Genomic DNA, 26,640 nt, shown 5'->3' with positions numbered 1-26,640 from the left:
AGAAGCCGGAGAACGAGCGTTCTCCGCCGTGATCAGGGAGGCCGTCATGCCGTACGTCAGCGTCGGGACCGAGAACAACACCAGCATCGACCTCTACTACGAGGACCACGGCCAGGGGCAGCCGGTCGTGCTCATCCACGGCTACCCCCTCGACGGGCACTCCTGGGAGAAGCAGAGCGCGGCCCTGCTCGGTGCCGGCTACCGGGTGATCACCTATGACCGGCGGGGCTTCGGGCAGTCCGGCCAGCCCACCGTCGGCTACGACTACGACACCTTCGCCGCCGATCTGAACACCCTGCTGGAGACACTCGACCTGACCAACGTCGTGCTGGTCGGCTTCAGCATGGGCACCGGTGAGGTGGCCCGCTACCTGAGCCGGTACGGCTCCGCCCGCGTCGCCAAGGCCGCTTTCCTGGCCTCGCTGGAGCCGTTCCTCCTGAAGACGGAGGACAACCCGACCGGCGTGCCGCAGGAGGTCTTCGACGGCATCCTCGCCGCCGTCACCGCCGACCGGTACGCCTACTTCACCGACTTCTACCGCAACTTCTACAACACCGAGGAGACGCTGGGCAGCCGGCTCTCCGAGGAAGCCCTGCGCAACAGCTGGAACGTCGCCGCCGGTGCCTCCTGGTACGCGTCCAGCGCCGCGGTGCCCACCTGGGCCACCGACTTCCGCGCCGACATCGACAAGATCGACGTGCCGGCACTGATCCTGCACGGCACCGCGGACAACATCCTGCCGATCGACGCCACCGCCCGCGAATTCCACAAGCGGCTGCCGCAAGCCGACTACGTCGAGATCGCCGGCGCCCCGCACGGCCTGCTCTGGACCCACGCCGCCGAGGTGAACGAGGCCCTGCTGGCCTTCCTCGCCAAGTGACGGCGGTCGCCGGGACGGGGTTGCGCACTGGCGCGGCCCCGTCCCGGCGGCGTACCGGTTGCCGGTCGTCCGGCTGTCGCGTCGTCGCTGTTCCGCTCGGACGCCGGCCGGGTCAGTGCCAGTCGCTGATCCGGACGTCACGCGGATCGGGGGCACCTTTACCGGTCTCGAGAAGCTGCTTGAGGCTCATCAGGAAGGTGGCCCACTTGGTGCTGCAGTGGTGCATGAACTCGACCGGCTCACGCCAGCCCTCGTGCCTGAACAGCACGATCGTGTAGTCGCCGTCCTGCCGGAGGTCCCACCGCACGCTGGTGCCGATCCACTCCGGTGGTCCGTCCACGACGTCCCACCGGACCAGCCGGCCCGGATCGAGCTCGGCGACCCTCATGTCGAACCCGCCCGGCCCGAACCGGAACTCGATCACGCCGCCGACGCCGGTCTCCCCCGACGTCTTCTCGGACCACCAGCCGGACAGGCCGTCCAGGGTGGTGAGGGCGTCGTACACCTGAGCCGGCGAGCGCCGCTCGACGCCGATGCGGTGCAGGATGTCCGCCATCTTCGTCTCTCCCCTCTACTGCTTCCGCCCGGTATCGCTGTTCGTGCCCCTGCCGCTCTGGATCGTCTCGGCGATGCGCTTGATGCGCCGGAGACGCGAGTCCCAGGCAGCGCCGACGTCGGCGAGCTGGGCGACGGCGCGGGCCAGCTGTGCCTGATCGACGGTGAAGTGCCTCTCGCGGCCGGCGCTGGTGGCGCGCACCAGGCCGACCCGGTCGAGGACGAGGAGGTGCTTCGCCACCGCCTGACGGGTCACCGGCAGGTGCTCGCTCAGACTGGTCGCCGTTCCGCTGCCTTCGTTCAACAGCAGGTCGAGCATTCGGCGCCGGGTGGGATCGCCGACCGCCGACCAGAGGTCGTCGTCGACCATGACGCTCATGCGCCCGCTCCGACCTTCGCGGCGTACACCGGCAGCCGCGGAAGGAAGAGGTCCCAGCCGGTGACGTGGTCGGCGTACTCGGCGGCGACCTTCGCCTCGTCCCAGCCGCGCTCGCGGAAGCCGCTCTCGGTCATCCGCAGGAGCGTCCCGCTACCGGCGGGCTCGAGCTCGAAGACGACCAGGAACGAGTTGCCCGGGGCGGCGGACTCCCCCTCCGCGTGGGTCCACCGGAAGGAGAACAGCCGCGGTGGTACGGCGTCGACGACCGTGAACTGCACCCAGGCGCCGGTGCCGCGCGCGAAGTCCCCGAAGCCGATCCGCCCCGCACCCCCGGGCACGGCCGGGAACTCCGCCTCGTCCGGCCACCACTCGCGCAGGTGCTCGGGGCTGCTCACCACGTCGAAGACGACCTCGGGTGCGGCCTCGATGCGGATCTCCCGCTCGATCGTTCCGAATTCCATGCCGACCACCTTTCGCAACGTTTGGTTGCGCATCACGCTAGCCGACCCGGCCGGCAAGCGCAACCGATGGTTGCACGTGTCCCCGCGCCTGCCAGAGCCGGGGAAGTCGCGTCACCGCAGCCGTCGGGCGGTGAACCTCGCCGGCGGGTCGGCGATCGCGTCCTGGGCCGCGATCAGCTGGATCTCCCGGGTACCCGCCGCGAGCGTCGCCTCGAGCACGGCGAAGACCGAGGCGACGGTGCGTTCCAGTGCCGTCGCGGGCGAGCCCGCCGTGCGCAGATGCGCGAGGTACAGCGCCGCGGTGACGTCGCCGCCGCCGTTCGGGTTGATCGGCAGCAGCGGCGTGGTCACCGCCCAGGCGCCCTCGTCCGAGACGGCCACCACCTCCAACGACCCCGCCGGCACGTCGCCGTGGAGCACGCTGGTGACCAGCGCGTGCCGCGGCCCCGTCTCGCGCACCACGTCGACCGCCGCCAGCAACGCCGGCAGCGAGTTCGTCGTACGGCCGGCGAGGAAGTCCAGCTCGAACTGATTCGGGGTGATGATGTCCGCGCGCGGAACGACGACGTCGCGCAGGTACTCCGGGATGCCGGGCCGGACGAACATTCCGCGGCCGACGTCGCCCATCACCGGGTCACAGCAGTACACCGCGTCGGGGTTGGCCGCCTTGACCCGGTCCACCGCGTCGAGGATCACCGCTCCCATCGCCGGGTCACCCTGGTAACCCGACAGCACCGCGTCGGCGCTGCCGAGGACCCCCCGGTCCTCGATGCCCGCGATCACCTCGGCCACATCGGCCGGGGCCAGCAGCGGTCCGCGCCACGCGCCGTACCCCGTGTGGTTGGAGAAGTGCACCGTCAGCACCGGCCACACCTCGTGCCCGAGCCGCTGCAGAGGGAACGTGGCCGCCGAGTTGCCGACGTGGCCGTAGGCGACCGAGGACTGGATGGACAGGATCTTCACCGGCCCATCATCGCGGTTCCCGCCGGCGCCGCAGGCACTGCCCGCCGAAGTCGCGCCAGGCCACGCCCACCTGCCGTCGTGATGCGCCGACTCCTCGGCGTCCTGTCCGAGGACGCCGAGGAGAGCGGGACGACGGGTCCGATGCGCCGCCCAGACCGCGCCAGCTCGCTAGCGGGCTGCCCGGCGGTGGAACAGTCGCTTTGCCCACAGGTACGACAGCAACGAGATCACCGCGCACCAGGCCACCGCGAAGAGGGCACTGTTGCCGATTCCCGAGCCGAGCAGCAGTCCGCGCAGCGTCTCGGTGATCGGCGTGAACGGCTGGTGGTCGGCGAACCACCGCAGGCCGGCCGGCATGGTGTCGGTGGGTACGAAGCCGCTGCCCAGGAACGGCAGGAGGATGAGGAACATCGGCAGGTTGCTGGCGGTCTCGACGCTGTCGCTGAGCAGGCCGAGCGCGACCGACAGCCAGATCAGCGCGAACGCCACGGCGGCGAGCACGCCGGCGGTGGCGAGCCACTCGAGCGGGGTCGCGGTGGGCCGGAAGCCGATGGCCAGCGAGATGCCGATCAGCACGGCGATGCAGAGCATGGTCTGCACCAGGCTGCCGAGGACGTGTCCGGTCAGTACGGAGGCGCGGGAGATGGCCATGGTCCGGAAGCGGTCGACGATGCCCTCGGTCGTGTCCATCGCGACGGAGATGGCGGTTCCCTGGGCGGCGCCGGACACGCTGAACAGCAGCATGCCGGGCACCAGGTAGTTGATGTAGGCGCCGCGGTCACCGTTCCCGCCGGGAAGCCCGGCGCCGAGCGTCGCGCCGAAGACGTAGACGAACAGCAGCAGGAGGACGACGGGCAGGCCGATCAGCATCGCGGTCAGCGAGGGGTAGCGCTGGATGTGGCGGAGTTGTCGGCGCAGCATGGTCGCCGAGTCGGTCAGGGTGTAGGCGAGGCTGGTCATCGGTGTCCCTCCGTGGTGGCGTCCTGGGCGGTGGCGGTGCCGGACGCGGGCGTGCCGGTGAAGGCGAAGAAGACGTCGTCCAGATCCGGGGTGTGGATGGAGAGCCGGTCGACCTCGACGTGCGCGTCGTCGAGGCGGTCGAGCATGGTGCGCAGTGAGCGCACGTCGCCGTCGCTGGGCACCTGCAGCGTGAGGGCGTCGTCGTCGCGCTGCCCGACGCCCAGTGCGCCGGCCGCGATCCGCAGGGCGGCGGGGTCGGTGAAACGCAGCAGGATGTGTCCGCCGGGGATGCGGCGCTTGAGTTCGTCGGAGGTGCCCTCGACGACGATGCGACCGTGGTCGAGCACGGCGATGCGGTCCGCGATCTGGTCGGCCTCGTCGAGGTACTGGGTGGTCAGGAAGATCGTGACTCCGTCGGCGACGAGTCCGCGGATGATCTGCCACATCGCGTGCCGGCTGCGGGGGTCGAGGCCGGTGGTGGGCTCGTCGAGGAAGATCAGTCGCGGATCGCCGACCAGGGTCATGGCGAGGTCGAGGCGGCGGCGCATTCCTCCGGAGTAGACGGAGGCCGGCTTGCGGGACATCTCACCGAGGTCGAACTGGTCGATCAACCGGGTGACGCGGCGCCTGCCCTCGGCGCGGCCGAGGTGGTGCAGGTCGGCCATCAGCCTGAGGTTCTCCTCGCCGGTGAGCAGGTTGTCGACGGCGGAGAACTGGCCGGTGACACCGATCGCCGCGCGTACGCCGTCGGGCTGCCTGGTCAGGTCATGGCCGGCGACGCGGATCGATCCGGCGTCGGCGGGAATGAGGGTGGACAGGATCCGGACCACGGTGGTCTTGCCCGCGCCGTTCGGCCCGAGCAGCGAGAAGACGCTCCCCTCGGTGACCATGAGGTCGATGCCATCGAGGACGAGTTTGTCCCCGTACGTCTTGCGCAGGCCGGACACCGAGATGGCCGGCCGGGTCGCGGTCGTTACCGCCATTGCTCCTCCAAGATCTCAGGGCTGTGCAGTGGTGGGGGCGCGCGCCATCGCCGGTCGGGGCCGCGACAGCCGGACCGGGACGCGAGGGCGCGGGTCACCCCCGGTCGAGGCGGGTCGCCACGACCGGATGAAACGGTGGGTGGGAGAGGGTCAGGAGCGGTGGATCAGGATGTCGCCGAAGGCGGTGCGGGCGCGCACCTCGGCCTTCTCGTCGGTGTCGGCGGGACCGGCGGCGGCGTCCATCTCGTTGCGCACCTTGCCGTAGTGGGTGTGCAGGTCGAGCCGGGCGGCGGTGCCGGGCTTGATGCCGACCTCGATCCGCCCGGCGGCCGTGCGGAGCGTGGCCGATCCGCGGACCAGTTCACCGACGCGGATGTCGCCGTTGGCGGTGTTCGCGGTGACCGAGGCGGCGGCGTGCTCGGCGGCGATGTGACCGTTGGCGGAGTGCACCCGAAGGTCGCCCGCGGTCTCGTCGATCCAGATGTCGCCGTTGCCGTTCTTCAGGACCGCGCGGCCGGCGACGGTGCGGACGCTGAGCCTGCCGGACCCGGTGGTGATGTCGGCGTCGCCGGCCACGTTCTCGGCGATGGCCGCGCCGAAGCCGGTGTCGAGGTCGAGCCGGCCGGTGTCCTCCACCTGCAGGTCACCGAAGCCCGTCTTGAGCCGGCAGTCGGCCAGCGTCCCGGTGCACCTGATGGCACCGACGCCCAGCTTCCCCTCCACGCCGGACCCGGCCGGCAGATCGATGGTCACCTCCACGGTGCCGGACTTGCCGCCGAAGATGCCGAACCCGTGCTTGGGACCACGGACCACCAGGCGGCCGGCCGCGTAGTCGACGCGCGTCTCTGCCGCGGCACGAACGTCGCGGTCCTCGGACTCGTCGGCCGGCCGTACGTGCACGACGGTGTCGGACCGCGGGCCGGCGTTGATCCGTACGTCGCCGGCGACGAGCTCGACGGACGCCGAGATCGGGCCGGGGGTGTCGAACGATGGCATGATGCTCCTCTCGAGTGGTCGGTTGGCGGTGTGGTCAGCGCACCCAGCCCGTGAAGCGCTGCCCACCGGTAGCCGCGCCGGACGTCCGGCGGGTCTCGGACCGGCGGTTGAGGTCACCGGCGCCCACCGCGGCGGCCGCGGCCCGGATCAGCCAGGTGTTGATCGAGACGCCGGCCGCAGCAGCCGAGTGCTCGACTCGCGCCTTGAGGTGCTCCGGCAGGCGCAGGCTGATCCGCACGGTCGCCTCGTCCTCGCCGTCGGCGGGCGCGGGCGGCAGTGGGTTGACGGGAGGGATTGGCGCGGGCGGCGCCTCGGGCTCGTCCGCCCACTGATCCGCGGGCGGCGGCGTGACGACGAAGCTGGGTTCCCGATTGCGCAGGCGCAGGTCGACGGAGCCGGGCGCGAGATCCCGAGTGATCTCGGTGGCGGCCTCGGAGAGCGCGTCCAGCAGTGCGAGCCGGATCGCGGATTCCAGCGGCGCGGTGAGCCGCTCGGCCAACTCCCTGGCCTCGTCGCCGCCGGCCGCCGCGGCGACCGCGAGATCGTGTCGGACGGCGTCCACGTATGCGCGAAGTTCCATGACGCCATCATGGCATCATCGTGATGCCATACGCAACCATGGTGATGCCATCGCCATGTCGGTGGCCGGTCGGACCGCCGCTCGGGCGGTCGGGGCCTCGCCGGAGGTGGTCACCGACGATGTGCGGGGCGAGGCCCGCGGGGACGTGGGAGCAGGGCGGGGTTGCGGTGTCGGACGGTGGTCGACCAACGGGGAGAGTCGGGGGCGCCGCCGAGGTGGCGGTGGGGGCGGCATCGCGCTGGAGGTCGGCGAGCAGTCCGGCGGTGGGCCTGGGCGGGCGCGCGTGCGCCGCTCGCCTGCTCCTCCCCCGAGTCCGGCCAGGGGAGGAGCAGCGGCGGCAGCTCAAGTGGATCGAGCAGATGATCCGTCGCGATTACGGACGGCAGGGCACCCGGGTCAGCGGGCCGACTTGATCCAGTCCTGGTAGTGCGTGGAAGCCAGGTGCGCGTCCGGGCCCGCGATGAGCACGTCGCCGTTGACGACCGCGAACATGCCGGCGTTGTCGTCGGTGACGACGGCCCGGTCGTCATGCTGCGCGGCCAGGGTGATCCTGCCGAGCTCGTCGAGGGCGAAGACGTCCGGGCCGGCGATGTTGTGGATGCCGTTCACTGGCGCGCCGGTGGCGACCTCGACGACCGCGTCGACGATGTCGGCGGTGGCCATCGGCTGAACACGGGTGGCGGGCAGGCGAACCGTCTTGTCGTCGGACGTCCACGACATGATCGCGTTCACGAACTCGAAGAACTGGGTGGCCCGCACGATGGAGTACGGCGTGGGCCCCTGCCGGAGCAGGTCCTCCTGCAGGGTCTTGGCCCGGTAGTAGTCGAGCTGGGGCACCTGGTCCACCCCGACGATCGAGAGGATGACCTGGTGCCGGACGCCGGCCCGCTCCCCCGCGGCCAGCAGGTTGGTCATGGTGGTGCGGAAGAAGTCCAGGGAGGCCTCGTCGAAGGTCGGCGAGTTCGCCACGTTGATGACGACGTCGGCACCCGCCAGCGCCTGGTCCAGTCCTTCTCCCGTGAGCAGGTTGACGCCGGTCGACGGCGCGGCGGGGACGACTTCGTGCCCCGCCGCGGTCAGCTTCTGGACCACCTGCGACCCGATCAGTCCGGTGCCACCGATGACTGTGAACTTCATGGCTCTCACCCTTCCACGGCGTGCCGCGGGACACGCCGGCTTCGTCGAGGATTCAGACCCTCAAACTCGGATACTTTCTGTCCGGGACAATAGTCGGATAGCCTTTGTCCGAGTCAAGAGGGGGTCGCATGAAGCTGTCCGGCGGGGTCGAGTGGGCGTTGCACTGCTGCGTGGTGCTGACCACGGCGACGGAGCCCGTGCCAGCCGCCCGGCTCGCGGAGCTGCACGACGTCTCCGGCAGCTACCTGGCCAAGCAGTTGCAGGCGCTCTCCCGCGCCGGCCTCGTCACCTCCGTGCAGGGCAAGGCGGGCGGTTACGTCCTGACCAGGGCGCCCGAGCTGATCACCATCCTCGACGTCGTCGTCGCGGTCGACGGCGCTCAGCCCGCGTTCGTGTGCACCGAGATCCGCCAACGCGGCCCCCTGGCGGCACCGCAGGAGGCCTGCGACCGCCCGTGCCCCGTCGCCCGCGCGATGGCCGGAGCCGAGGCCGCCTGGCGCGCCGCCCTGCAGGCGGTCACCATCGCGGACCTCGCCAGCGGTGTCGACGAGGACTACGGGCCTACCGCGCTCGCCGGCATCCGCACCTGGTTGCACGGGCCGGCCGAGGGCGATTCCGCGACGCTTGAGCGACTGTAGGCGTACCCGACGACGCCGCGGATCGCGTGGCGGCGGGGTGGCGGGGTGGCGACGCTATGGACCCAGCGGCTCGATCCAGATGTCGCGGAACCGGACCGGGCTGCCGTGGTCCTGCAGCCGGATCGCGCCCGCCGCCGGGCCCTCGGGCCGGCTGTCGCCGGTCGGGCCGACGATCTCGACGTCGTCGTGCACCGTGACGCCGTTCCACACCACCGTGACGCGCGGGTTCTCGAGCTTGTCGCCGGCCGCGTCGTAGCGGGCCTGCCGGTAGACGATGTCGTACGTCTGCCAGGTCTCTGGCGGCAGCGCCGCGTTCCGGTCGGGGGCCTTCTGCGTGTAGATGGCCGCGGCGTCGGTGGTCCGCGGGGGGTCGACGCCGAACGAGTCCAGCACCTGGATCTCGTAGCGGTCCTGCAGGTACACGCCGCTGTTGGCACGCGCCTGGCCGGTCACCTCCGGCGGGAGAAGTGGCAGGTTGAACTCGACGTGCAGGCGGAAGTCGCCGAAGGCCTGCACCGTGCGCAGGTCACCGTTGCGTACCGTCATGGCGCCATCGGTGACGGCCCACTCGGGCTCGCGCCCGTCGGTGTGCTGCCACTCGGTGAGCCCGCCACCGTCGAACAGCGTGATGCGTTCGCCGTGCGGCCGGACGGCGAGCACGTCGAGGTTCACCTGCCCGGAGTCCGCCGCCTCCTTGCGGTACTCGACCACGTGGTGCCCCTTGTCCAGGCGCACCGTGGTGGTGACGGTGCCCCACTCCTCCCACGTCACGGTGGAGGGGAAGACCGTCTGCTCGATCCGTTCACCGTTGACGTACAGACTCAGCTGCTTCGGGCCGGAGTACGGATCCGGGCCGTTGCTGTAACGCATCGCCAGGTCGTACGTCCCGGCCTCCCGGACCTCGACCGAGATGCGGGTCGACGAGCCGTCTCCGGCGAACCCGGCGGCGAAGCCGGAGCCGGAGTAGGCGGAGTGGTCGGTGGCCAGGCCCACGCCCACCGTGCGCCCCTCCTCGGCCTCGAAGAAGGTCTGCGGCTGCACCACCCGGCCCGGAATCTCGTTGAGCGTGTACCAGGCCTCAGTGTTCCACAACTTCTCCCCGCCGGCGGACGAAGATCGGGCGGGCGCCCGTCCTCGGTCCCCTCTCCGGCCACCCACGGCCCCGTGACGACAGTCGACCGGTCGAGCCTTTCGGCCGTGAGCCGCCGAAGCCTACAGTGGACGGTGCCCGGTCAGACGCGGGCGGTGACGGAGGGCTGCATGCGTCCGGAGTCGGACCGATCTCTGCTCGTCGACCTCGCAAGGCCGGTGGTCGAACGATTCTCGCCCGGCGAGAAGGAGCTCTTTCCCCTGCTCAGCGAGGCGCACTTCGCCGACCCGGGGGCGTACGCGCAGCGGGATCGGCGCCCCGGTCCCCTCGCCTTCGGTGTGCCCGAGGTGTTGGTGCTCCTCACGCCGGTCGCGCTCGCCGCGTTGACAGAGGCCCTGGGGTACGTGGTGGAGCTGGGGATGCGCAAGGGCCACCGGGTCACCGCCGCCGCGCTCCGTCGAGTGTTCCAGCCCGGTCCGTCGCCGGTGCACGGGGCGCCGGTGGAGTTGACCGCGCAGGAGTGGGCCGAGGTGCGGAAGATCGTCGAGCGGGTCGCGGTACGCGGCGGCGTCGCCCCGGACCAGGCGGCGCTGATCGCCGATGCCGTCGTCGGCCAGGGACGGCTGGGCGGTGAAGCCCCCTGACCGCGGTGCCGCCCGCGACCGGCGCGCGCGCCGTCCCCGGCACGCCCGGCGCCTATTTCGCCCTCCTGGTCGGCGCGGTCCTCGCCACCGGTGTGCTCATCTTCTTCTCCCTCGATCTTTCCTTGCCGGGCAGGATGGACGCCGTCCAGTCCCGCCTGACCGTCTGCACCACCGCGTTCGACGCCGCGGCCGCCGCGCTTGAGGCCCAGGGCGAGGCGGACGATGGTCAGCAACGCCACGCGCTGGCCGCTGAATACCGGTCCTGTCTGCGGCCGGCCTTCGCCCGGCCGATGGCCGTGGCCGCCGGCGGTCTCGGGCTGCTGATCGTCGTGGCCCTCGCCCTGTACCTCGCCCAGCCGTGGTGGCTCGTACGCCGCAACCGAGCACGTCGGTTGTCGCCGGACCTCGCTCCCGGGTTGATCGACGACCTGGAGCAGTTGCACCGAGAGGTGGGGCTCGCCCGTGCGCCCCAGTGGTGGGTGGCGCCGCTGCGGGGCACGCCGAGCGGCCAGGTGTTCGGTCTGCCGGGCCGGCGGCGTGTCCAGCTCGACGCCGGTCTGCTGGTGCTGCGGGTCACCGACCGCGCGGCCTTCCGGGCCGTGGTGGCCCACGAGCTGGCGCACCTGCGCAACCGGGACGTCGACCTCACCTACCTGACCATCGCGGTCTGGCGGGCGTTCCTGCTCGTGGCCGTGCTGCCGGTGCTGGCCCTGCTGGTGCACCCCACCCTGCTCACCGCGCCCGCCCGATGGCGTCCGGCCGCGCTGTCGGACGAACTCCACCTGTTGGTTCTGCTGCTCGGCCCGATCCTCCTGGTGTACCTGCTGCGCAACGCGGTGCTACGTACGCGCGAGACGCACGCCGACGTGTTGGCCGCGTCCGCCGGCGATGCGGGCCGCGCCCTGCCCGCGATCCTCGAGCGGTTGCCGCCACGGCGGCGGTGGCTCGACCGGTGGAGCGACCATCCGCTGCCCCGAGACCGGCTCCGGGCTGTCCACGAACCTGCCGCCCTGGTGATACCGGCCCACTGGGAGATGGTCGCCGCCGGCCTCCCGACGGGTGTCCTCGCCGCGAACCTGTTGCCGGTCGCGGGCGGCGGCCTCGGAGTGGATCCGGTGCTCGGCGCCGCGCTCGTCGGGCTGTTGGCCGGCCCCTGGCTGGGCGCCCTGCTCGCGCTGGCGGTGTGGCGAGTCGCCTGGGCGACCAGCGCCGGGGCCGCGAGGTCCGGTCCGGTCCCGGCCTGGCTCAGCTACGCCCTGGTCCTGGTCGGGTCATTCCTGCTGGGTACGCAGGTGGCCCTGGTCACGGTCACGGACGGCCCCGTACCGGTCGGCGGTTCCGACCCGGCCTCCACCCTGGTCGCGGGGCTGCTGCTCGCGGTCGCGGCGGTGGGGTTGTCCGCCTGGGCCGACTCGACAGCCCGCGCGGCCTGGACCCGCACCACCCGGGCCGACACGCCGGACGGTGCGACGTCGCCGCCACGACCGAGGCATCGGGCGCTCCGGGCCACCCTCGTCGCCGCCGGGCTGGCCGCCGGGACGGTGCTGGCCGTCTGGCTGCCGTTCAGCGCCGTCCGGTTCGGGTTCGCGCTGGCCTGGGGTCCGGCACCCGCCACCGGCGACGGCTGGTACGCCGCGCTCGGGATGGTGAGCACGGCGGACCTGGGTCCGGCCTACCGGTTCGTGCACAATCCGCTCACCCTGCCGACCCTGACGGTGCTGTGGCTGGTGCCCGCGGCGCTGGCGTGGCACTCGGCCCGCTGGAGGGCGCTGTGGCACGCCGTCCTGGTCGGACTCGGCAGCGGTGCCGTGGCCGCCGTGATCGGCGCCCTGCTCCCCCTGGCCGCCCGCGCGACCATTCCGGAACAGGTGCGCCAGGCCGTCCCGCAGCCCGACGAGATCTCGTTCGGCGCGGTCCTCGACAACGCCACCATCGCCGTCGGCTCGGTGCTGGTGGCCCTCGCGATGACCGTGGTAGTGGCCGGGCGAGGCCCGCTGCGACCGCCGCTGGCGCTACTCGCCGCGACGGTGTCCACCGTGGTCTCGGCCGCTGCCGTCTGGTGGGTCGCCGGCCCGGTGCGCTGCCAGACCGGCGTCGGGTTGTGCCGGGAGGCGGTGGACGTCGGCGGGCTGGCCCGGACCGCCCACTGGACCCTCGTACAGGGGCTCCTGGTGGCGGTGCCCCTGGTGCTCGCGACGGCCCTGCTGAGCCATCGGCGCCGCGAGCCGGCGGACGCTCCAGCGCCGCCGGGTCGCCGCGCCGTGGTGGCCACCACCGCCGGTCTCGCGGTGCTGCTCGCGGCGGTGGCGGTACTGACCTGGGGTGTGGGGACCTCGGCGTACGAGACCTGGCTCCGCGGCACCTTCGGCTGACCCGGCCGGCGGGACACCGCCGGGCCGGGCAGCGGTCCGCACCGCTCGCCGCGCGGGGTCGTCAGCGCGTGGGTGCCAGCGAGGCGGCCTCCCACGCGAACCCGTCCGGGTCGGTGCAGGGCCCGGCGGCGCCGCCGATCATCAGCCGGTGCGACCCGGTGCCGTCGGGAGCGACGCCGAGGTCCTTGGCGAGGGCGCGACGCCGGTACAGCGCCAGCTTGACCGGACTCGACCCGGCAGCGAACTCGACGTACATGCGGCCGAAGCTCTTCGCCACGGCGAGGCCGCGCTCGACGTAGAACCGCTTGCTCGCGGCCACGTCCGCGACTCCCAACAGGAGCACGATCTCGTCGATCCGCCGCGTGGCCGGGCCGGTGTCCTTCTTCGCCGAGGTCGCGACCTTCCAGATCGTCCCGTCCGGAGCCTGTACGACACCGCCGTAGCCCCACAGCGATTTCGCGGCAGGCTTCAGCGTCGTGGCACCAGCGTCCAGGGCAGCGTCGATGAGACCATTGACGGTGGCCGGCTGGGACACCGTGAACGCCATCGTGAAACCACGGAAGCCGGTCGTCGGCGCCTCCGAGGCCCGCAGGCGGATCTGCGTGTCCAATCCGAACGCGGCGGCGTAGAAACGGTCGGCGGCCGTGGGGTCGGCCACGTCGAGGGTGACGAATTCGATGGATGCCATGGCATTCACGCTAATTGCGGCTCGGCGACGACTGCTTCTCGAATCCTGACCGGTCTGGTCACCTGTTTCACGACACACGGCGGCATCCCCGCCGCAGCGCCCGGTGCGCGGCGCCGGTAGGCGCTGGGCGGCATCCCGACCAGCTCCGTGAAGCGGGTGCAGAAGGTGCCCAGCGACGAACAGCCGACCGCGAAACAGACCTCCGTGACGCTGAGGTCGCCACGACGCAGCAGCGCCATCGCACGCTCGATCCGCCGCGTCATCAGGTAGGCGTACGGAGACTCGCCGTACGCCAACCGGAACTGGCGACTGAGATGCCCCGCCGACATGTTCGCGCCACGGGCGAGCGCCTCCCCGTCCAGCGGCTGCGCGTACTCCCGGTCCATCCGGTCACGAACCCGGCGCAGTCGCGCGAGGTCGTTCAGGCGCTGGGCCGCGGCGAGGGCGCGCCCCCATGAGGGGTGACACATGAGAGAACTCCTTTCATCGGAATCCGCGAGTGCCTGGCTGCCGGTCGAGGGGGCAGCCAGGCACTCGATGACGATGACCGACCTGCCGGCCCCGACGGAGCCGGTCGAGCGGGCCGTCGTCGGCGGACGGCTCAGCGGAGCTCCTGGATGCGGACGAGATTGCCGGCGGGATCGCGGAAGGCGCAGTCGCGCACGCCGTACGGCTGCTCGGTCGGTTCCTGGACCACCTCGGCGTCGCCGCTCTGCACCTTCTCGAAGGCGCCGTCGAGGTCCCGGGTGGCGAGCAGGATCCAGCCGTAGGTGCCCTTGGCCATCATCTCGGCGATGGTGCGGCGTTCGTCCTCGGTGATCCCCGGGTCGACGGCCGGCGGTGCCAGGAGGATGGACGTGTCGGGCTGGCCGACGGGGCCGACCGTGATCCAGCGCATCTTGCCCTGTCCGACGTCGCTGCGGACCTCGAAGCCGAGGATGTCGCGGTAGAAGGCCACGGAAGCGTCCGGGTCGACGTGCGGGAGGACGCTCGTGTGAATGGTGATGTCCATATCGATCATGCTAGGCACGGCAGCATGACCAGCACTTCTCGATTCCTGATCGAACTGGCCCACCCGTCGGCGGACGGTTGGCCCCGGCCGGTCAGTACGTGCCGTCGAGCTGCCCCCGCAGCTTCGTCAGCGCCCGGGCCAGCAGCCGGGAGACGTGCATCTGCGAGACACCGATCTGCTCGGCGATCTGCGACTGGGTCAGGTTGCCGTAGAACCGCAGGGTGAGGATCTTCTGCTCGCGCTCGTCGAGGGTGGCCAGCGCGGGGCCGAGGGCGACCCGCAGCTCGGCCAGCTCGAACTCGCTGTCCTCGCCGCCGAGCATGTCGCCGAGTTCGGTGGCGCGGTCGCCGTCGCCGGTCGGGGTGGACAGCGAGACCGCGTTGTACGCGCGGGCGCCTTCCAGGCCTTCCAGGACCTCTTCCTCGGTGAGCTTGAGGTGCGCGGCGATGTCGGCGACCGTGGGCGAGCGGCCCAGGGTCTGCAGCAGTGAGCTGTTCGCGTCGGAGATGGCCAGCCGCAGTTCCTGCAGCCGGCGGGGCACCCGGATGTCCCAGGTGCGGTCGCGGAAGTGTCGCTTGAGCTCGCCGATGATGGTGGGGATGGCGTAGCCGGCGAAGTCGACGCCGCGGGTCGGGTCGAACTTGTCGATGGCCTTGATCAGACCGACGGCGGCGGTCTGGGCCAGGTCGTCGGTCGGCTCACCCCGGCCGCTGTAACGGCGGGCGAGGTGGTTGGCCAGCGGCAGCCACGCCTCGATCGCCCGGTCGCGCATCGCGGCGCGCGACGGGTGATCGGCCGGCAGCCCGGCCAGCGTGGTGAGCAGGTGGGTGGCCGTCGAGTCCGGCGAGGTGAGGGTGTCCATTCGCGAACCCGCCGAGGCGGGTCGATCAGTGGTGATCATCGTCATCCTCCGAGGCCACGCCGGCAGCCTTTCCGGCAGCTGCGCGATCGTTGCCGCCGACACTAGACCAACGGCTACCCGAAAGATAGCCGAACGGCCGATGTCGGTATCCGCTTTTCGGACGGAGCGATCTTGGGTGCCGCTCCCTCAACACGCTCGACGAGCCTGGGAAGGTGCGCGGCGACCGCGTTTCGGCGCCTCAGCCTGCGGCGCCGGGTCGGGAGTCGCCCTCGATCGCCAGGATCGCGCCGAGCGCGCACGGAGGCCGACTCGTTACCGAGCATCCTGCGACGAGCCGTTCACCCTGTCGATCCGGGCAGCCGGCGGCCGACCGAGCCCCGTGGGCGAGGGCAGCCGGGTGGCCGCGATCTCCGTCGACCAGGGTGGAGCGCCGCCGATGGCCGGGCGCGGGGTGCCGCCGGCGGTGAACGCGGCCCGGGGCTGCTGCACCGACTGCAGCGAGACGATGTCGCGACCGAACACCACGGCGCTGAGCCATACCAGAAGGACACGGATCTTGCGCTCCCAGGTCGGCACCGCGAGCACGTGGTATCCGCGGTGCATCACCCAGGCCAGGAACCCCTTGATGACCAGGCGGCGGTACTGGAACACCCCGCGGCCGAGACCGAGGGTCGCGACCACGCCGAGGCTGTGGTGCGCGTACTGCTTGACCCGCCGCCCACGGAGGTCGGCGACCAGGTTCGCGGCGAGCCGCTTGCCCTGCCGGACGGCGTGTTGGGCGTTCGGCACCGTCAGCGCGCCCGGAATCGTGGAGGCGAGGTCCGGGACCGCGGCGTTGTCGCCCGCGCCCCAGGCGTCGGGGATCGCGGCGTCCGCCGTGCCGACGCGCAGATCGGCGCGCACCCGCAGGCGGCCCCGCTCGTCGATCGGAAGATCGGTCTGCTTGGCGACGACGGGGTTGGCGCCGTTGCCCGCGGTCCAGATCAGCAGCTCGGTGTCGTACTCCTCACCGGTCGAGAGCACGACGTGCCCGTCCTCGGCCGAGACGAGCTGCGTGTCGAGGTGGATGTGGCCGCCACGCTCCTCGAGGTGGCGGACCACCCACCGCCCCACGTCGTCGGTGACCTCGGGGAGGATGCGGCCCTGCGCCTCGACGAGGTGGAAGGCGAGGTCCGCGAGGGTGAGCTCCGGATACCGCTTGAGCAGCGCCGTCGCGAGCGAGAGCAACTCCCCGAAGCCTTCGACGCCGGTGAAGCCGCCGCCGACGACGGTCACGGTCAGCAGCCGGGTGCGCTCGGGGCCCGGCGGAAGGGCCGAGGCACGCTCGAACGCGGTGAGCAGCCGGTCCCTGATCGCGACGGCCTCCTCGACGTGCTTGAGCCCGATCGCCCCTTCCGCGACCCCGGGGATCGGGAAGGTACGGGTCACCGCGCCCGCCGTGACCACGACGGTGTCGTACTCGAGCCGGCGGTCCGGGCCGTCCAGCGGCCGGATGGTCGCCGTCCGGTGCGCGTGATCGATTTCGGTCACGCTGGCGGCGATGACGGTGGTCCGGCGGAGGTGGCCGCGCAGCGAGACGGCGACGTGACGCGCCTCGACCGAGCCGGCGGCGACCTCGGGCAGGAACGGCTGATAGGTCATGTACGGCCGGGGGTCGACGAGCGTCACCTCGGCCTCGTCGCGGCGGAGCTTCTTCTCCAGCCGCCAGGCCGTGTAGAAACCGGCGTAGCCGCCCCCGACGATCAGGATCCTGCGCATGGCAACCTCCAACGAGCCGCTACCAAATACAACCAGGCGAGGCGTGGCGTTGTGCCGCGCGCCGCCCGATCGTGATCGGGCACACGGCCCGCGCCGGCTATTCGACGAGCTTCCCGACGGTCGACACCTCTTCCATCAGCTCGGCGATCTCCGTCGGGACCGGCGGAATCTCCTCACGGACGATGCCCGCCGTCGGCGACCAGACGAGGTTGACCTGGAGCCCGGGGTCGACGTGCGGAAAGTCGCTGCGGTTGTGGCAGCCGCGGGTCTCGCGCCGCTCCAGCGCGGCCTCCAATGTGGCCCGTGCCGCGATCGCCGACGCCTTCAGGTCGAAGGCGTGCGCCAGGTCCTGGTAACCCGCGATATCCGGGTGGACGCCGATGTCCGCCATGCGGTCCGTGATGGCGCGCAGTTCTGCCAGCCCGGCGCGCAGCCCCTGCTCGTCGCGGACCACACCGGCGTGCTCGGTCATCGTGTTGCGGATCGCCCGCTGCAGCGCGCGGACGTTCTCGCGGCCGTCCGCGGCGAGCAGCCCGTCGATCTCGGCGCGAGCCTCGGCGACCGCCTCCGGCGAGCGCCGCTGCGCGTCCAGCCCGGCGGCGTAACCGGCGGCGGCCGCGCCGACGATGCGGCCGTAGACGAGAAGCTCGATGAGCGAGTTGCCGCCCAGGCGGTTGGCGCCGTGCAGACCGCTGGCCGCCTCGCCGATCGCGTACAGACCCGCGACGTCGGTGCCGTGGTCCTCCGGGCGGACCCAGACCCCACCCATCGAATAGTGCGCGGTGGGCGCGATCTCGATCGGATCGGTCGTGATGTCGAGCATCTGCAGCTCGAGCATCATCTGGTAGACCCGCGGCAGCCGGTTCATGATGGTTTCGCGCGGCAGGTGTGACACGTCGAGCCAGACGCCGCCGTTCGGCGTTCCCCGGCCCGCCTTGATCTCGGTGTACGCGGCGAGCGCCACCCGGTCGCGGGTCGACAACTCCATCCGCTCGGGGTCGTAGCGCTTCATGAACCGCTCCCCCGCCGCGTTGCGGAGGATGCCGCCTTCGCCGCGCGCGGCCTCCGAGACGAGGGTTCCGGCCGCGTTCTCGGGCTCGAGGATGCCGGACGGGTGGAACTGGACCAGTTCGGGGTCGCGCAGGCGGGCGCCGGCAAGGATTGCGAGGCGGAAGGAGTCCCCGGTGTTCTCGTCCCGACGCGAGGACGTCCGTCGCCAGATCCGGGTGTGTCCGCCCGCGGCGAGGATCACCGCGTCGGCGTGCACGAGATAGCGGGTGCCGTCGTTCAGGTCGAAGCCGTACGCGCCGAACACGGCGTTGTCGCGGACGAGAATCCGCGTGACGTAGACGGTGTCGAGGACGGGGATGTCCAGCTGCGCGGCGCGGCGGACGAGGGTGCGTTGAATCTCCAGGCCGGTGTAGTCGCCCGCGAACGCGGTCCGGCGGTACTTGTGCGCCCCGAAGAACCGCTGGGAGATGCGGCCGTCCTTCTCGCGCGCGAAGTGCATCCCGTAGCGCTCCAGGTCGTGGATGCCCCGAGCGGCGCCCTGGGCGACGACCTGCACCGTGTGCGGGTTGGCGAGGAGGTAGCTCTCCTTGATGGTGTCCGCGGCATGTTGCTGCCAACTGTCGTCGGCGTCCATCGTCCCGAGTGCCGCGTTGATCCCGCCGGCCGCCAACGCCGTGTGGGCGTCCTGCTTGGGCCGTTTGCCGACAGCGAGCACGTCGACGCCCCGCTCGGCGAGCTCGATGGCCGCCCGCAGGCCGGAGCCGCCGGTGCCGATCACGAGCACCGAGGTCGACAGGCGGTGTTCACGAATGCTCATGCTTGGTTCCCGTTCTCCGGTGCGTCCGGCTCTCCGTGGCCCGGCGAGGTGAGCGGCCCGGTGCGTGCGTCCCGCGGCGCCGGACTGCTCGCCATGGCCGTGCCTCCTCGCCCCCGCGCAGACGTTCGCGGGCTCACCACGTAAGACCGGAGCGGCCCACAGTTCGTGACAAAGAAGGGGCATGATCGACCGGATGCTGCCGGCCGCGACGACGATCACCCATCGAACGGTCGCGCTGGTGGGGACTGTCGGTCACGGTCGCCCGGTATGGACAACGCGTCCGTAGGGCTGCGGCGCCCCGGGCCTGCCCCTCGGGATCGCCGGGGGTCGCCACATCGAATCCGCTGCGCGTGGTCGTCGTCCAGTCGATCGTCCGGCCGGCGAGAGCCACGGGCGCTCGTCATGGAGCGCGTGACGTGCCAGGCGACCTCGTGCGCTCCCTGCGCCCCGGCCTGCGCGACGACGGCGGCGAGCACCGGTCGTTCGGCCTCGAAGAAGGCGATCGCCTCGTCGCGCCCGTCGAACCGGAGCGGCGTCACCCCGGGTCCGGGCGCCGGCGGCTCGGGCACGGGAACCGGCGGATCGAGCCGCAGATGCGCGTGGTACGCCGAGGAGCGGAAGTGGTCGAACAGCCGCATGACGGCAGCGCGACGCTCGTGCGCTGTGTCCTCCTCCTCGCTGAGGCCGGCGGCGTAGGCCCGCAGGAGGCGGTGCACCCGATGCCGGCCGGACCGGACCTGGGTGAGCATGTGCGTGTCCAGCTCCCCCAGGAGCGTCGCGCCCGTGGCCGGATCGACATCGGCGAGGCTTGCCGCCGACTCCACGGTCAGATCGGGGTCGGGGTGCAGCGACAGCAGCCGGAACAGCCGCGCCGCCGGCGGGCTGAGCTCTCGATACGACCACGAGAAGGCCGCCGTCAGGCTGGTTTCCGCGTTTCCGCCGAGGCTGTCGAGGCGGCCCGCCAGCTCCAAGGCGATCTCCGCGAGCGGTGTATCGGGCTGTGTCGCGGCACGCGCGGCTACCAGGGCAAGAGCCAGCGGCAGTCGCCCGCTGTCCGCGATGATGTCATCGACCGCGGCCGGCTCCGCGGCGGTCCGCCCCGCGCCCAACCGTCGGGCCAGGTACTCCCGGGTCTCGTCGGGCGGCGGCAGGTCCACCGGCAGCGGATGGGCGCCGGCGTTGGTGATCAGGCCGGTGAGCCGGTTACGGCTGGTCACGATCGCCAGGCAGCCGGGGGCGCCAGGCAGCAGGTGTCGCACCTGCCCGAAGTCCCGGCAGTTGTCGAGCACGATCAGGAATCGGCGCCCCGCGAGGATGGTGCGGTAGAGCCCGGCCAGCGCGTGCAGTTCGGTCGGCGCGTCCGCCCGCGGCACGCCGAGCGAGCTGAGAAGTCCCCGCAGCGCCTCGGCGGGGCTCATCGGGCAGCCCTGGGCGGCGAAGCCGCGCAGGTCGGCGTAGAGCTGCCCGTCCGGGTAGGCGGCGGCGAGACGGTGGCCCAGACGGATCGCGAGGGTGGTCTTGCCGACGCCCGGCATCCCGTCGATGGCCAGCGCCACCGTGGCTCGCCCGTGCCGCCGGTCCGCCTCGATCAGCGCCTCCGCACGAGCGAGGAGGTCCGCCCGGCCGACGAAGAACGGGTGGTCCGGTGGCAGCTGAGCCGGTGTGGGCGGCGGCTTGACCAGTCCGATGGCTTCCTCGGCGTCGACGGGCGAGTGGGCGAGTGGGCCGACGGCGACCGTTCCGACCGGTGACGGCGCACGGCCCCACCACTGGGCCGAGGTGCGTTGGTGCAGCAGGCGGTCGTACGCATCGAGAAGCTCGGGACTGGGGTCGATCCCGAGCTCGTCGCCGAGCCGCCGTCGGACCTCCTGGAAGGTGCTCAGGGCCTCGGCCTGCCGGCCGTCGGCGGCCAGCGCGAGGACGAGGCGGGCCTGCAGCGCCTCGTCGAGCGGATTCTGCCCGGCCGCCTGGCGTAGCGCCGGGAGCATCAGCCGCACCTGGCCGCTACGCAGGGCGGTGTCCGCGCCGTCCCGCACGGCCTGTGCGCACTCGGCGTCGATCCCGGTGAAGGCCGGGTGGGCGCGCGATTCCGGGTCCAGGCCCGCGGCGCAGGATCCGCGCCAGAGCGCCAGTGCCTCGGTGTAGAGCCGCACCGCCGGCCCGGGTTCGGTCGCCCGCCGGGCGTGGGCCACCAGCCGGCGGAAGCGCAGCAGATCGAGTGAGCCCTCGTCGACCCGCAGCTGGTATCCCACCGCGTGCCGGATCAGGTGGTTGCCGACGGCGCGCACCGGCAGGTCGGGTTCGATGAGTCGGCGAAGGGCGCCGATGTAGCGATGGACGATGTTGACAGCGCTCGTCGGCGGATCCTGATTCCAGATGGTGTCGACCAGATCGTGAAGGCCGACCACCGACCCGCCGTGGGTCAGCAGCAGGGCGAGCACCAGCCGCTGCTGACGGCCACCGAGTTCGAGATCGACGTCACCGCGCCGGGCTCCGAGCGAGCCCAGGATGGTGAACCGTACCGCCGATGCCGACTCAGTCATTGACGCGCCTTGCTTGTCCGTTCCCCGGCCCGGGATGGACCGGCTTGTACAGATACGTAACCAGTGGCGTCCGGCCGGCACCACGCGGAAGTAACGCAGAAACCTGATCTGCGTGTGGGCGTGCTCGACGGGTCCGGTTCAGGCCCGCCGCGCACGAGCCACGCCCCGGCGCCCGGCAGCAGGTCGCGCATTCGTCGTCGACGCGCCTCAGCGGCCGACGGCGTCAGGCCGGGATGATGCGGAGCGCCGTCACCGAGGTCCAGCGCGTCGGCCAACGCCGCCAACGTCCGCTCCTGCGGCGCACGGCTGTGTCCCCGCTCCATGTCGCTGATCGCCCGACCACGCACACCCGACGCCGCGGCCAGATCCTCGATGGTCAACCCCGACGACCGCCGGAACCCTCGAAACCGCAGCCCGAACGAAGAACCAGCCACCACACCTCCCGAATCCCAGTAGCTAGGACCGGACAGCGCGCTGTTCTGTGACGTCGGCGAGTCAGGCCGGAGCGGACACGGCCGTGATCTTCTCGGAGTTCATCATCCACAGCACGTGATCGATGCCCTCGCTCGAGGCGGTCACCGTGATCACGGCGTCCACGGTGCCGTCGCGCGACACCACGGCGGACGTCTGCCCGTTCGTGCTCGCCCACCGGACGTCGGCGCCGTCCCAGAACCAGGAGGAGATCGCGGCCATGAACCTGGCCACGCGCGCTGCTCCCCGCACGGGCCGGCGGGAGACGCGCACCCTGCCATTGCCGTCGGACATGCTGGTCACGTTCGCCGCGAAGAGCCGCTCCAACGCCCCCAGGTCGCCGGAGCGGGCCGCCGTGAGGAACGTGGCCAGCAGTTCCCGCTGCGCGGACGCGCTGGCCGGCGTACGCCTCGCCTCCGTCACGTGTTTGCGCGCCCGGCTGACCAGCTGCCGCACCGCGGGCTCGGTCGACTGCAGGATGTCGGCGATCTGCCCGTACGGGTAGTCGAAAGCCTCCCGCAGGACGTACGCGGCGCGTTCGCCCGGCGTGAGCCTCTCCATCAGCAGCAGGGCCGCGAACTCCAGAGCCGCACCGCGCTCGGCCCCCAGGTACGGGTCCGCGCTCGTGTCGACGGGTTCCGGCAGCCACGGCCCGATGTACGTCTCACGCCGCACCCGCGCCGACTGAAGGGCGTTGATGGCCAGCCGGGTGGTCGTCGTGGCCAGGAACGCCGCCGGGTTGACCACCACGCTCCGGTCACAGGTCTGCCACCGCAGCCAGACCTCCTGTACCAGGTCCTCGGCCTCGGTGGCGCTGCTGAGCATCCGATACGCGATCCCGAACAGGCGGGGCCGCACGTTCGTGAAGACCGCCGCGGCCTCCTCGAGATCACCCGTGCCGGCCGGCTCCTGGCCCGTCCCGGAATCCGTCATCGCGCGCCCCCGTTCCGCTCACCTCACGGCTGCTACCGGCCCATCGTGGTCCGAACAGGCGGCGACTCCCAACGATCGGCCGGCAGACGTGACGGCGACCACACCTGTCACACATTCCGCGGCTGCCCTGTCTCGGCTGGTGTGCAAGCGTTCCGGTCGCGGCGTGACCCTCTCGCCGGGTGAGGTCCGGCAGCGTCGCCGAGGGCCGCACCCGGGTCACCCGGCAGCAGGGCGTTCGAAGCGGTATCCAGGTATCGACAGAGAGGTTGGCACCGTGAGGACCAATCGACTGGAGGCGTTCAGCGACGGGGTGCTCGCCATCGTCATCACGATCATGGTGCTGGAGCTGCGGGTGCCGGAGGGTCACGATCTCTCCGACCTCGTCCACACGACCGGCCTCGGGCTGCTGATCTATCTCCTCAGCTTCATCTATGTGGGCATCTACTGGAATGCCCACCACCACATGTTCCACCTGGTTCGTCGGGTCAGCGGCAGTGTGCTGTGGGCGAACCTGGCCCTGCTGTTCTGCCTGTCGCTGGTCCCGTTCACGACCACCTGGGTGTCCGAATCACGGTTCGAGCGGATCCCGGTCGTCATCTACGGTCTGAACCTGCTCGGCGCGGCCCTCGCCTACCTGGTGCTCCAGTGGGTGATCATTTGGCAGCAGGGGCTGGAGTCGCCGCTACGTGAGGCGGTCGGCACCGACCGCAAGGGCAAGCTCTCGCTGGCGTTCGACGTCGCCGGGATCGTCGCCGCCCTGGCGATCGGCGGGCGTGTCGGAGTGTGGATCGCCCTGGCGTGCTTCGTCTTCATCGTGGTCATGTGGGTCGTCCCCGACCGCCGCATCGCCCGGGTGGTCCGCGAACACGAGGCTCCGGCCTGAGGGTGCGAGGTCGCGCCCGTGGCAACAGGGCGTCGGGTGTCGCGATTTCCTGGACATTGTTCGCCGAGGAGTCACCGATCCGGTGGGCTCCCGGTCTCGACTGATGCCGGACCGCACCCGAAGTTCGTCCCGGCATCGCCGACGCCGGCACGGAAGGCGGCAAGGTGCACCTGGCACCGGTGCTCTCCAGCCGATGGCCAGCGACGAGGTGGCCCAGGCGGTCGCCCGGGTGTGTTCGGGGTCGCCGGCGAACGGCCGGGTCGAGGTCGCCGGGCCCGAGCGGCTCCGGATGGACGAGTTCTTCCGGAAGGCCTTCGCGGCTCTCGGCGATCCACGCGAGGTGGTCACCGACGAGCACGCGCGCTACTTCGGAAGCGAGCTGGACGAGCGGAGCCTGATGCCGGATGACAGGGCGCCCCTCGGGGAGATCACGTATGCCGACTGGCTGGGCCGGACCGGGTCCGGCTGGTAGCGCACCGGCCGGTCAGAGCTGCCCGAGCACCGCGAACGGGTCAGCGCCCTCGCCGCTGTCGACGGCCACGATCCGGCGTCGCAGCGTGAACGTCTCGCCCGCCCCGAGGGTCACCTGACGCTGGCTCATCACCCAGTTGTAGGCGGCGTACGCGACGAAGGCGCTGTCCTCGTAGAGCAGTCCGTAGGTCTGGCGGTCCGAGCCGGTCATGCCGATCCACGGCGCGGTGGGCGGGTAGTCGGCCGGGGTGCTGCTGGTGATGGTGCCGTGCCCGGGCACGCCGCTGCGCTGGCCGGCGCCGTCGTGGTCGAGTGCGTCACCGGTCCAGAAGGTGCGCGGTTCGGTGCCGAGGTTGGTGAAGGCGCTCTCCGCCGTCACCCATGGTTCGTTCGGCCGGACGGTGTACGTCGTGACGACCCGCAGGTCGGGCACGGCGGTGCTGGCACCCGTGGCGCGCACGGTCGCCGCCGAGCCGCCTTCCGAGACCACGTCCACGGTGGTGGACCGGACGGTGCGCTGCTGCCAGGCGTTGCCACCGCGGGGCTGCGTGGCCGAGGCGTAGGGCAGGTTGATCCAGTCGAGCTGGTCGAGGTGCCCGACCGCGGCCAGGTCCAGCGGCTTGCCGACGGTGACTCCGGCCAGCTGCGGATCGTCGGTGCCGGCGGAGACGGCCAGCGCCACCAGGTCGTTGCCGAGCACCAGGTCGGACGAGCTGGCCTCGGACTGCGGTCCGGGGACGGTACGACCGGTGCCGGCACTGGCCGCGGCCCGGCGCAGCGGCAGGTCGAGCTTTGTCGGCACGCCCTCGACGACCGTCGCCGGTTGGCTCGCGGGCTCGTAGCCCACCCCGTTCACGGCGACGGTGTAACTGCCGGGCGGGGCGAAGGCGAGGACCTCACCCGACGGGTCCGTGGTGCTCGTCGCCTGCTGCGTGCCGTCCGCCGCGGTCACCGACACCTGCACGTTCGGCAGGGCCGCGCCCGTGGCCGCGTCGGTGACCCGAGCGACGATGCCGTCGCCGGCGTCGATCCGGCGCGCCCCCGGTACGCCGTCGCGTACCTCGAACGCGGCGATGGTGTACGCCGGCGAGGCGGCGTCGCGGGCGTTCAGCACGATACGGAGGTCCGCCCGCCAGCGGCGCTCGGTGACGTCGCAGATCACGTAACCGCGATAGCTGCCGTTGTAGAACTTGACGTGGGGGTTGGCCGGTAGGCCGGCCCGGACGTCGGCGTCCCAGCCCGCGCCGGACGAGATCGAGGTGCCGACGAACTCGGTGGCGACCGTCTTCGCGCACGGGTCGGTGAAGTCGGTCTTCAGGTCGTTGACCCAGTGGGTGTGCCAGTCTCCACTGAGGACGACGGGGTTGCGCACCCGGTGCCTGGCGACGAAGTCGAGGATGCGGGACCGGGCCGGCGGGTAGCCGTCCCACTGGTCGAGGTTGACGATCTGCCCGGGCCCGAGGTCGTAGTCGAAGGCGGCCATGATGGTCTGCTGGGCGATGACGTTCCACCGTGCCTTCGACCGGCCCAGCCCGTCGAGCAGCCAGCGCTCCTGCTCGGGGCCGGTCATGGTGCGGGTCGGGTCGAAGACCTCCCCGGTCGGTTCCTTCCGACCGTCGCCGAGCGCCTGGTCGCTGCGGTACTGCCGGGTGTCGAGCACGCTGAACTGGGCGAGCCGGCCGAAGTTGAGTCGGCGGTACATGAGCATGTCCGGCCCGGTGGGGCGCTGGTTGGGGCGCAGCGGCAGGTGCTCGTAGTAGGCCTGGTAGCCGTTGGCGCGGCGCTCCAGGAAGGGGCGACCGTCGGCCGGGCCGGGTGGAATGGCGCCGGCGTAGTTGTTCTGCACCTCGTGGTCGTCCCAGGTGAGGACGAACGGGAACCGGGCGTGGGCGGCGCGCAGGTCCGGGGACGTCTTGTAGAGAGCGTGCAGGCGGCGGAACTCGGTGAGGCTGCCGTTGGTGGTCTCGTAGATGTAGTCGCCGAGGTGGACGACGAAGTCGAGGTCCTGGTCGGCCAGGTCGCGGTAGGCGGGGTAGGGGCCGCCGACCCAGGACTGGCACGAGACGAAGGCGAACCGCATGTGGTCGGCCTTGGCGCCGGGTGGCGGCATGGTCCGCGTACGTCCGGTGCGGCTGTACGCCTCGTCGCTGCGGAAGCGGTACCAGTACCAACGGTCGGGCGCCAGGTCGTCCACGACCACGTGCACGGTGTGCGCTGACGCCGGCACCGCGGTCGCCTCGCCGGACCGGACCACCTTACGGAACTCCGGGTCGCGGGCCACCTCCCACGTGACCTGCACCGGCTCCGCCGGCATGCCGCCGTCGACCGCGTTCAGTGGGTCCCGCACCAGCCTCGTCCACAGCACGACGCTCTCGTGGTCCGGCTCGCCGGAGGCGACACCGAGCGCGAACGGCGCCGGATCGAGGTCGTCCGCGTACGCCGCGGGGAGTTCGGCGATCAGCTGGCTCACGGCGACCATGCCGGCGGTACCGCCCGCGAGGGTCAGGAACCGTCGCCGGCTGATGGGGGATGCGTCCGCCACTGCCACACCTG

The 26,640-nt window shown here is 71.7% G+C and carries 26 protein-coding genes; 6 read left to right on the top strand and 20 right to left on the bottom strand.

All coding sequences use genetic code 11. From position 1 onward, the window contains the following. The first annotated feature begins 46 nt into the window (after window positions 1-46). Window positions 47-880, top strand: a complete 834-nt coding sequence (locus tag O7603_RS03305) for an alpha/beta hydrolase (RefSeq protein ID WP_281574196.1) — start codon at window positions 47-49, stop codon at window positions 878-880. Between the two features lie 112 nt (window positions 881-992). Here O7603_RS03305 and O7603_RS03300 read toward each other — a convergent pair whose 3' ends face one another. The 9 genes from O7603_RS03300 to O7603_RS03260 form a co-directional block, all read right to left on the bottom strand. Next, a complete protein-coding gene (locus O7603_RS03300) occupies window positions 993-1,436 on the bottom strand; it encodes an SRPBCC domain-containing protein (RefSeq protein ID WP_281574195.1) in 444 nt (147 codons plus the stop codon). 15 nt (window positions 1,437-1,451) lie between these two features. Next, window positions 1,452-1,814 carry a metalloregulator ArsR/SmtB family transcription factor gene (locus tag O7603_RS03295; protein WP_281574194.1) on the bottom strand — a complete coding sequence of 121 codons (363 nt, stop codon included), beginning with the start codon at window positions 1,812-1,814 and terminating at the stop codon, window positions 1,452-1,454. Then, window positions 1,811-2,275: an SRPBCC domain-containing protein gene (locus O7603_RS03290; protein ID WP_281574193.1), complete on the bottom strand. Its 465-nt coding sequence runs from the start codon at window positions 2,273-2,275 to the stop codon at window positions 1,811-1,813. The genes O7603_RS03295 and O7603_RS03290 overlap by 4 nt, the downstream gene beginning before the upstream one ends. A 111-nt stretch (window positions 2,276-2,386) precedes the next feature. After that, window positions 2,387-3,238: a pyridoxal kinase PdxY gene (gene pdxY / locus O7603_RS03285; RefSeq protein WP_281574192.1), complete on the bottom strand. Its 852-nt coding sequence runs from the start codon at window positions 3,236-3,238 to the stop codon at window positions 2,387-2,389. 168 nt (window positions 3,239-3,406) lie between these two features. Continuing rightward, window positions 3,407-4,198 carry an ABC transporter permease gene (locus tag O7603_RS03280; protein ID WP_281574191.1) on the bottom strand — a complete coding sequence of 264 codons (792 nt, stop codon included), beginning with the start codon at window positions 4,196-4,198 and terminating at the stop codon, window positions 3,407-3,409. Beyond that, window positions 4,195-5,181 carry an ATP-binding cassette domain-containing protein gene (locus O7603_RS03275; RefSeq protein ID WP_281574190.1) on the bottom strand — a complete coding sequence of 329 codons (987 nt, stop codon included), beginning with the start codon at window positions 5,179-5,181 and terminating at the stop codon, window positions 4,195-4,197. Before O7603_RS03275 ends, O7603_RS03280 begins: the two co-directional genes overlap by 4 nt. Window positions 5,182-5,331: 150 nt before the next feature. Then, a complete protein-coding gene (locus O7603_RS03270; protein ID WP_281574189.1) occupies window positions 5,332-6,177 on the bottom strand; it encodes a DUF4097 family beta strand repeat-containing protein in 846 nt (281 codons plus the stop codon). 34 nt (window positions 6,178-6,211) lie between these two features. Beyond that, on the bottom strand, window positions 6,212-6,757 hold the full coding sequence (locus O7603_RS03265) for a toxin-antitoxin system HicB family antitoxin (protein WP_281574188.1): 546 nt from the start codon (window positions 6,755-6,757) through the stop codon (window positions 6,212-6,214). Window positions 6,758-7,153: 396 nt separating this feature from the next. After that, window positions 7,154-7,894, bottom strand: a complete 741-nt coding sequence (locus tag O7603_RS03260; protein ID WP_281574187.1) for an SDR family oxidoreductase — start codon at window positions 7,892-7,894, stop codon at window positions 7,154-7,156. 128 nt (window positions 7,895-8,022) lie between these two features. Here O7603_RS03260 and O7603_RS03255 point away from each other — a divergent pair, with 128 nt between their 5' ends. Further along, window positions 8,023-8,532 (top strand): Rrf2 family transcriptional regulator, encoded by a 510-nt coding sequence (locus tag O7603_RS03255; protein WP_281574186.1) that lies wholly within the window; start codon window positions 8,023-8,025, stop codon window positions 8,530-8,532. A 54-nt stretch (window positions 8,533-8,586) separates the two neighbouring features. On the opposite strand, the gene O7603_RS03250 is transcribed toward O7603_RS03255, so the two are convergent. Continuing rightward, window positions 8,587-9,624, bottom strand: coding sequence for a family 16 glycoside hydrolase (locus O7603_RS03250; protein WP_281574185.1), 1,038 nt, complete (start codon window positions 9,622-9,624; stop codon window positions 8,587-8,589). 168 nt (window positions 9,625-9,792) lie between these two features. Here O7603_RS03250 and O7603_RS03245 point away from each other — a divergent pair, with 168 nt between their 5' ends. Then, a complete protein-coding gene (locus O7603_RS03245) occupies window positions 9,793-10,266 on the top strand; it encodes a hypothetical protein (RefSeq protein WP_281574184.1) in 474 nt (157 codons plus the stop codon). Window positions 10,267-10,271: 5 nt separating this feature from the next. Next, a complete protein-coding gene (locus O7603_RS03240) occupies window positions 10,272-12,638 on the top strand; it encodes a M48 family metalloprotease (protein WP_281574183.1) in 2,367 nt (788 codons plus the stop codon). A gap of 61 nt (window positions 12,639-12,699) precedes the next feature. Here O7603_RS03240 and O7603_RS03235 read toward each other — a convergent pair whose 3' ends face one another. From O7603_RS03235 to O7603_RS03195, 9 genes are all read right to left on the bottom strand, one after another. After that, on the bottom strand, window positions 12,700-13,326 hold the full coding sequence (locus tag O7603_RS03235) for a glyoxalase (protein ID WP_281574182.1): 627 nt from the start codon (window positions 13,324-13,326) through the stop codon (window positions 12,700-12,702). Between the two features lie 5 nt (window positions 13,327-13,331). Then, entirely contained in the window at window positions 13,332-13,796 is a 465-nt protein-coding gene (locus O7603_RS03230; RefSeq protein WP_281574181.1) for a helix-turn-helix transcriptional regulator, read from the bottom strand. Between the two features lie 131 nt (window positions 13,797-13,927). Continuing rightward, window positions 13,928-14,338 carry a VOC family protein gene (locus tag O7603_RS03225; protein ID WP_281574180.1) on the bottom strand — a complete coding sequence of 137 codons (411 nt, stop codon included), beginning with the start codon at window positions 14,336-14,338 and terminating at the stop codon, window positions 13,928-13,930. Between the two features lie 91 nt (window positions 14,339-14,429). Next, window positions 14,430-15,200 carry a SigB/SigF/SigG family RNA polymerase sigma factor gene (locus O7603_RS03220; RefSeq protein ID WP_281574179.1) on the bottom strand — a complete coding sequence of 257 codons (771 nt, stop codon included), beginning with the start codon at window positions 15,198-15,200 and terminating at the stop codon, window positions 14,430-14,432. Between the two features lie 312 nt (window positions 15,201-15,512). Beyond that, window positions 15,513-16,958 (bottom strand): NAD(P)/FAD-dependent oxidoreductase, encoded by a 1,446-nt coding sequence (locus O7603_RS03215; RefSeq protein WP_281574178.1) that lies wholly within the window; start codon window positions 16,956-16,958, stop codon window positions 15,513-15,515. A gap of 97 nt (window positions 16,959-17,055) precedes the next feature. Beyond that, the gene (locus tag O7603_RS03210) at window positions 17,056-18,786 is read right to left on the bottom strand and encodes an FAD-binding protein (RefSeq protein WP_281574177.1); all 1,731 of its coding nucleotides are present in this window, start codon (window positions 18,784-18,786) and stop codon (window positions 17,056-17,058) included. 215 nt (window positions 18,787-19,001) lie between these two features. After that, window positions 19,002-21,329, bottom strand: a complete 2,328-nt coding sequence (locus O7603_RS03205; protein ID WP_281574176.1) for an AfsR/SARP family transcriptional regulator — start codon at window positions 21,327-21,329, stop codon at window positions 19,002-19,004. After that, window positions 21,326-21,763 (bottom strand): helix-turn-helix transcriptional regulator, encoded by a 438-nt coding sequence (locus tag O7603_RS03200; RefSeq protein ID WP_281574175.1) that lies wholly within the window; start codon window positions 21,761-21,763, stop codon window positions 21,326-21,328. Before O7603_RS03200 ends, O7603_RS03205 begins: the two co-directional genes overlap by 4 nt. 61 nt (window positions 21,764-21,824) lie before the next feature. Further along, window positions 21,825-22,733 (bottom strand): RNA polymerase sigma-70 factor, encoded by a 909-nt coding sequence (locus O7603_RS03195; RefSeq protein WP_281574174.1) that lies wholly within the window; start codon window positions 22,731-22,733, stop codon window positions 21,825-21,827. A gap of 274 nt (window positions 22,734-23,007) precedes the next feature. Here O7603_RS03195 and O7603_RS03190 point away from each other — a divergent pair, with 274 nt between their 5' ends. Both O7603_RS03190 and O7603_RS03185 read left to right on the top strand, forming a co-directional pair. After that, the gene (locus O7603_RS03190; protein ID WP_281574173.1) at window positions 23,008-23,616 is read left to right on the top strand and encodes a TMEM175 family protein; all 609 of its coding nucleotides are present in this window, start codon (window positions 23,008-23,010) and stop codon (window positions 23,614-23,616) included. Between the two features lie 193 nt (window positions 23,617-23,809). Beyond that, complete coding sequence (locus tag O7603_RS03185; RefSeq protein ID WP_281574172.1) at window positions 23,810-24,088, top strand: hypothetical protein; 279 nt, start codon at window positions 23,810-23,812, stop codon at window positions 24,086-24,088. A gap of 12 nt (window positions 24,089-24,100) precedes the next feature. Here O7603_RS03185 and O7603_RS03180 read toward each other — a convergent pair whose 3' ends face one another. Next, window positions 24,101-26,629: an alkaline phosphatase D family protein gene (locus O7603_RS03180; protein ID WP_281574171.1), complete on the bottom strand. Its 2,529-nt coding sequence runs from the start codon at window positions 26,627-26,629 to the stop codon at window positions 24,101-24,103. Window positions 26,630-26,640 lie beyond the last annotated feature (11 nt).

This window comes from Micromonospora sp. WMMD812 (genome assembly GCF_027497215.1).
GTDB lineage: Bacteria > Actinomycetota > Actinomycetes > Mycobacteriales > Micromonosporaceae > Micromonospora.
The sequence above is the reverse complement of the archived record's forward strand: the minus strand, read 5'-3'. Positions and strand labels throughout refer to the sequence as shown.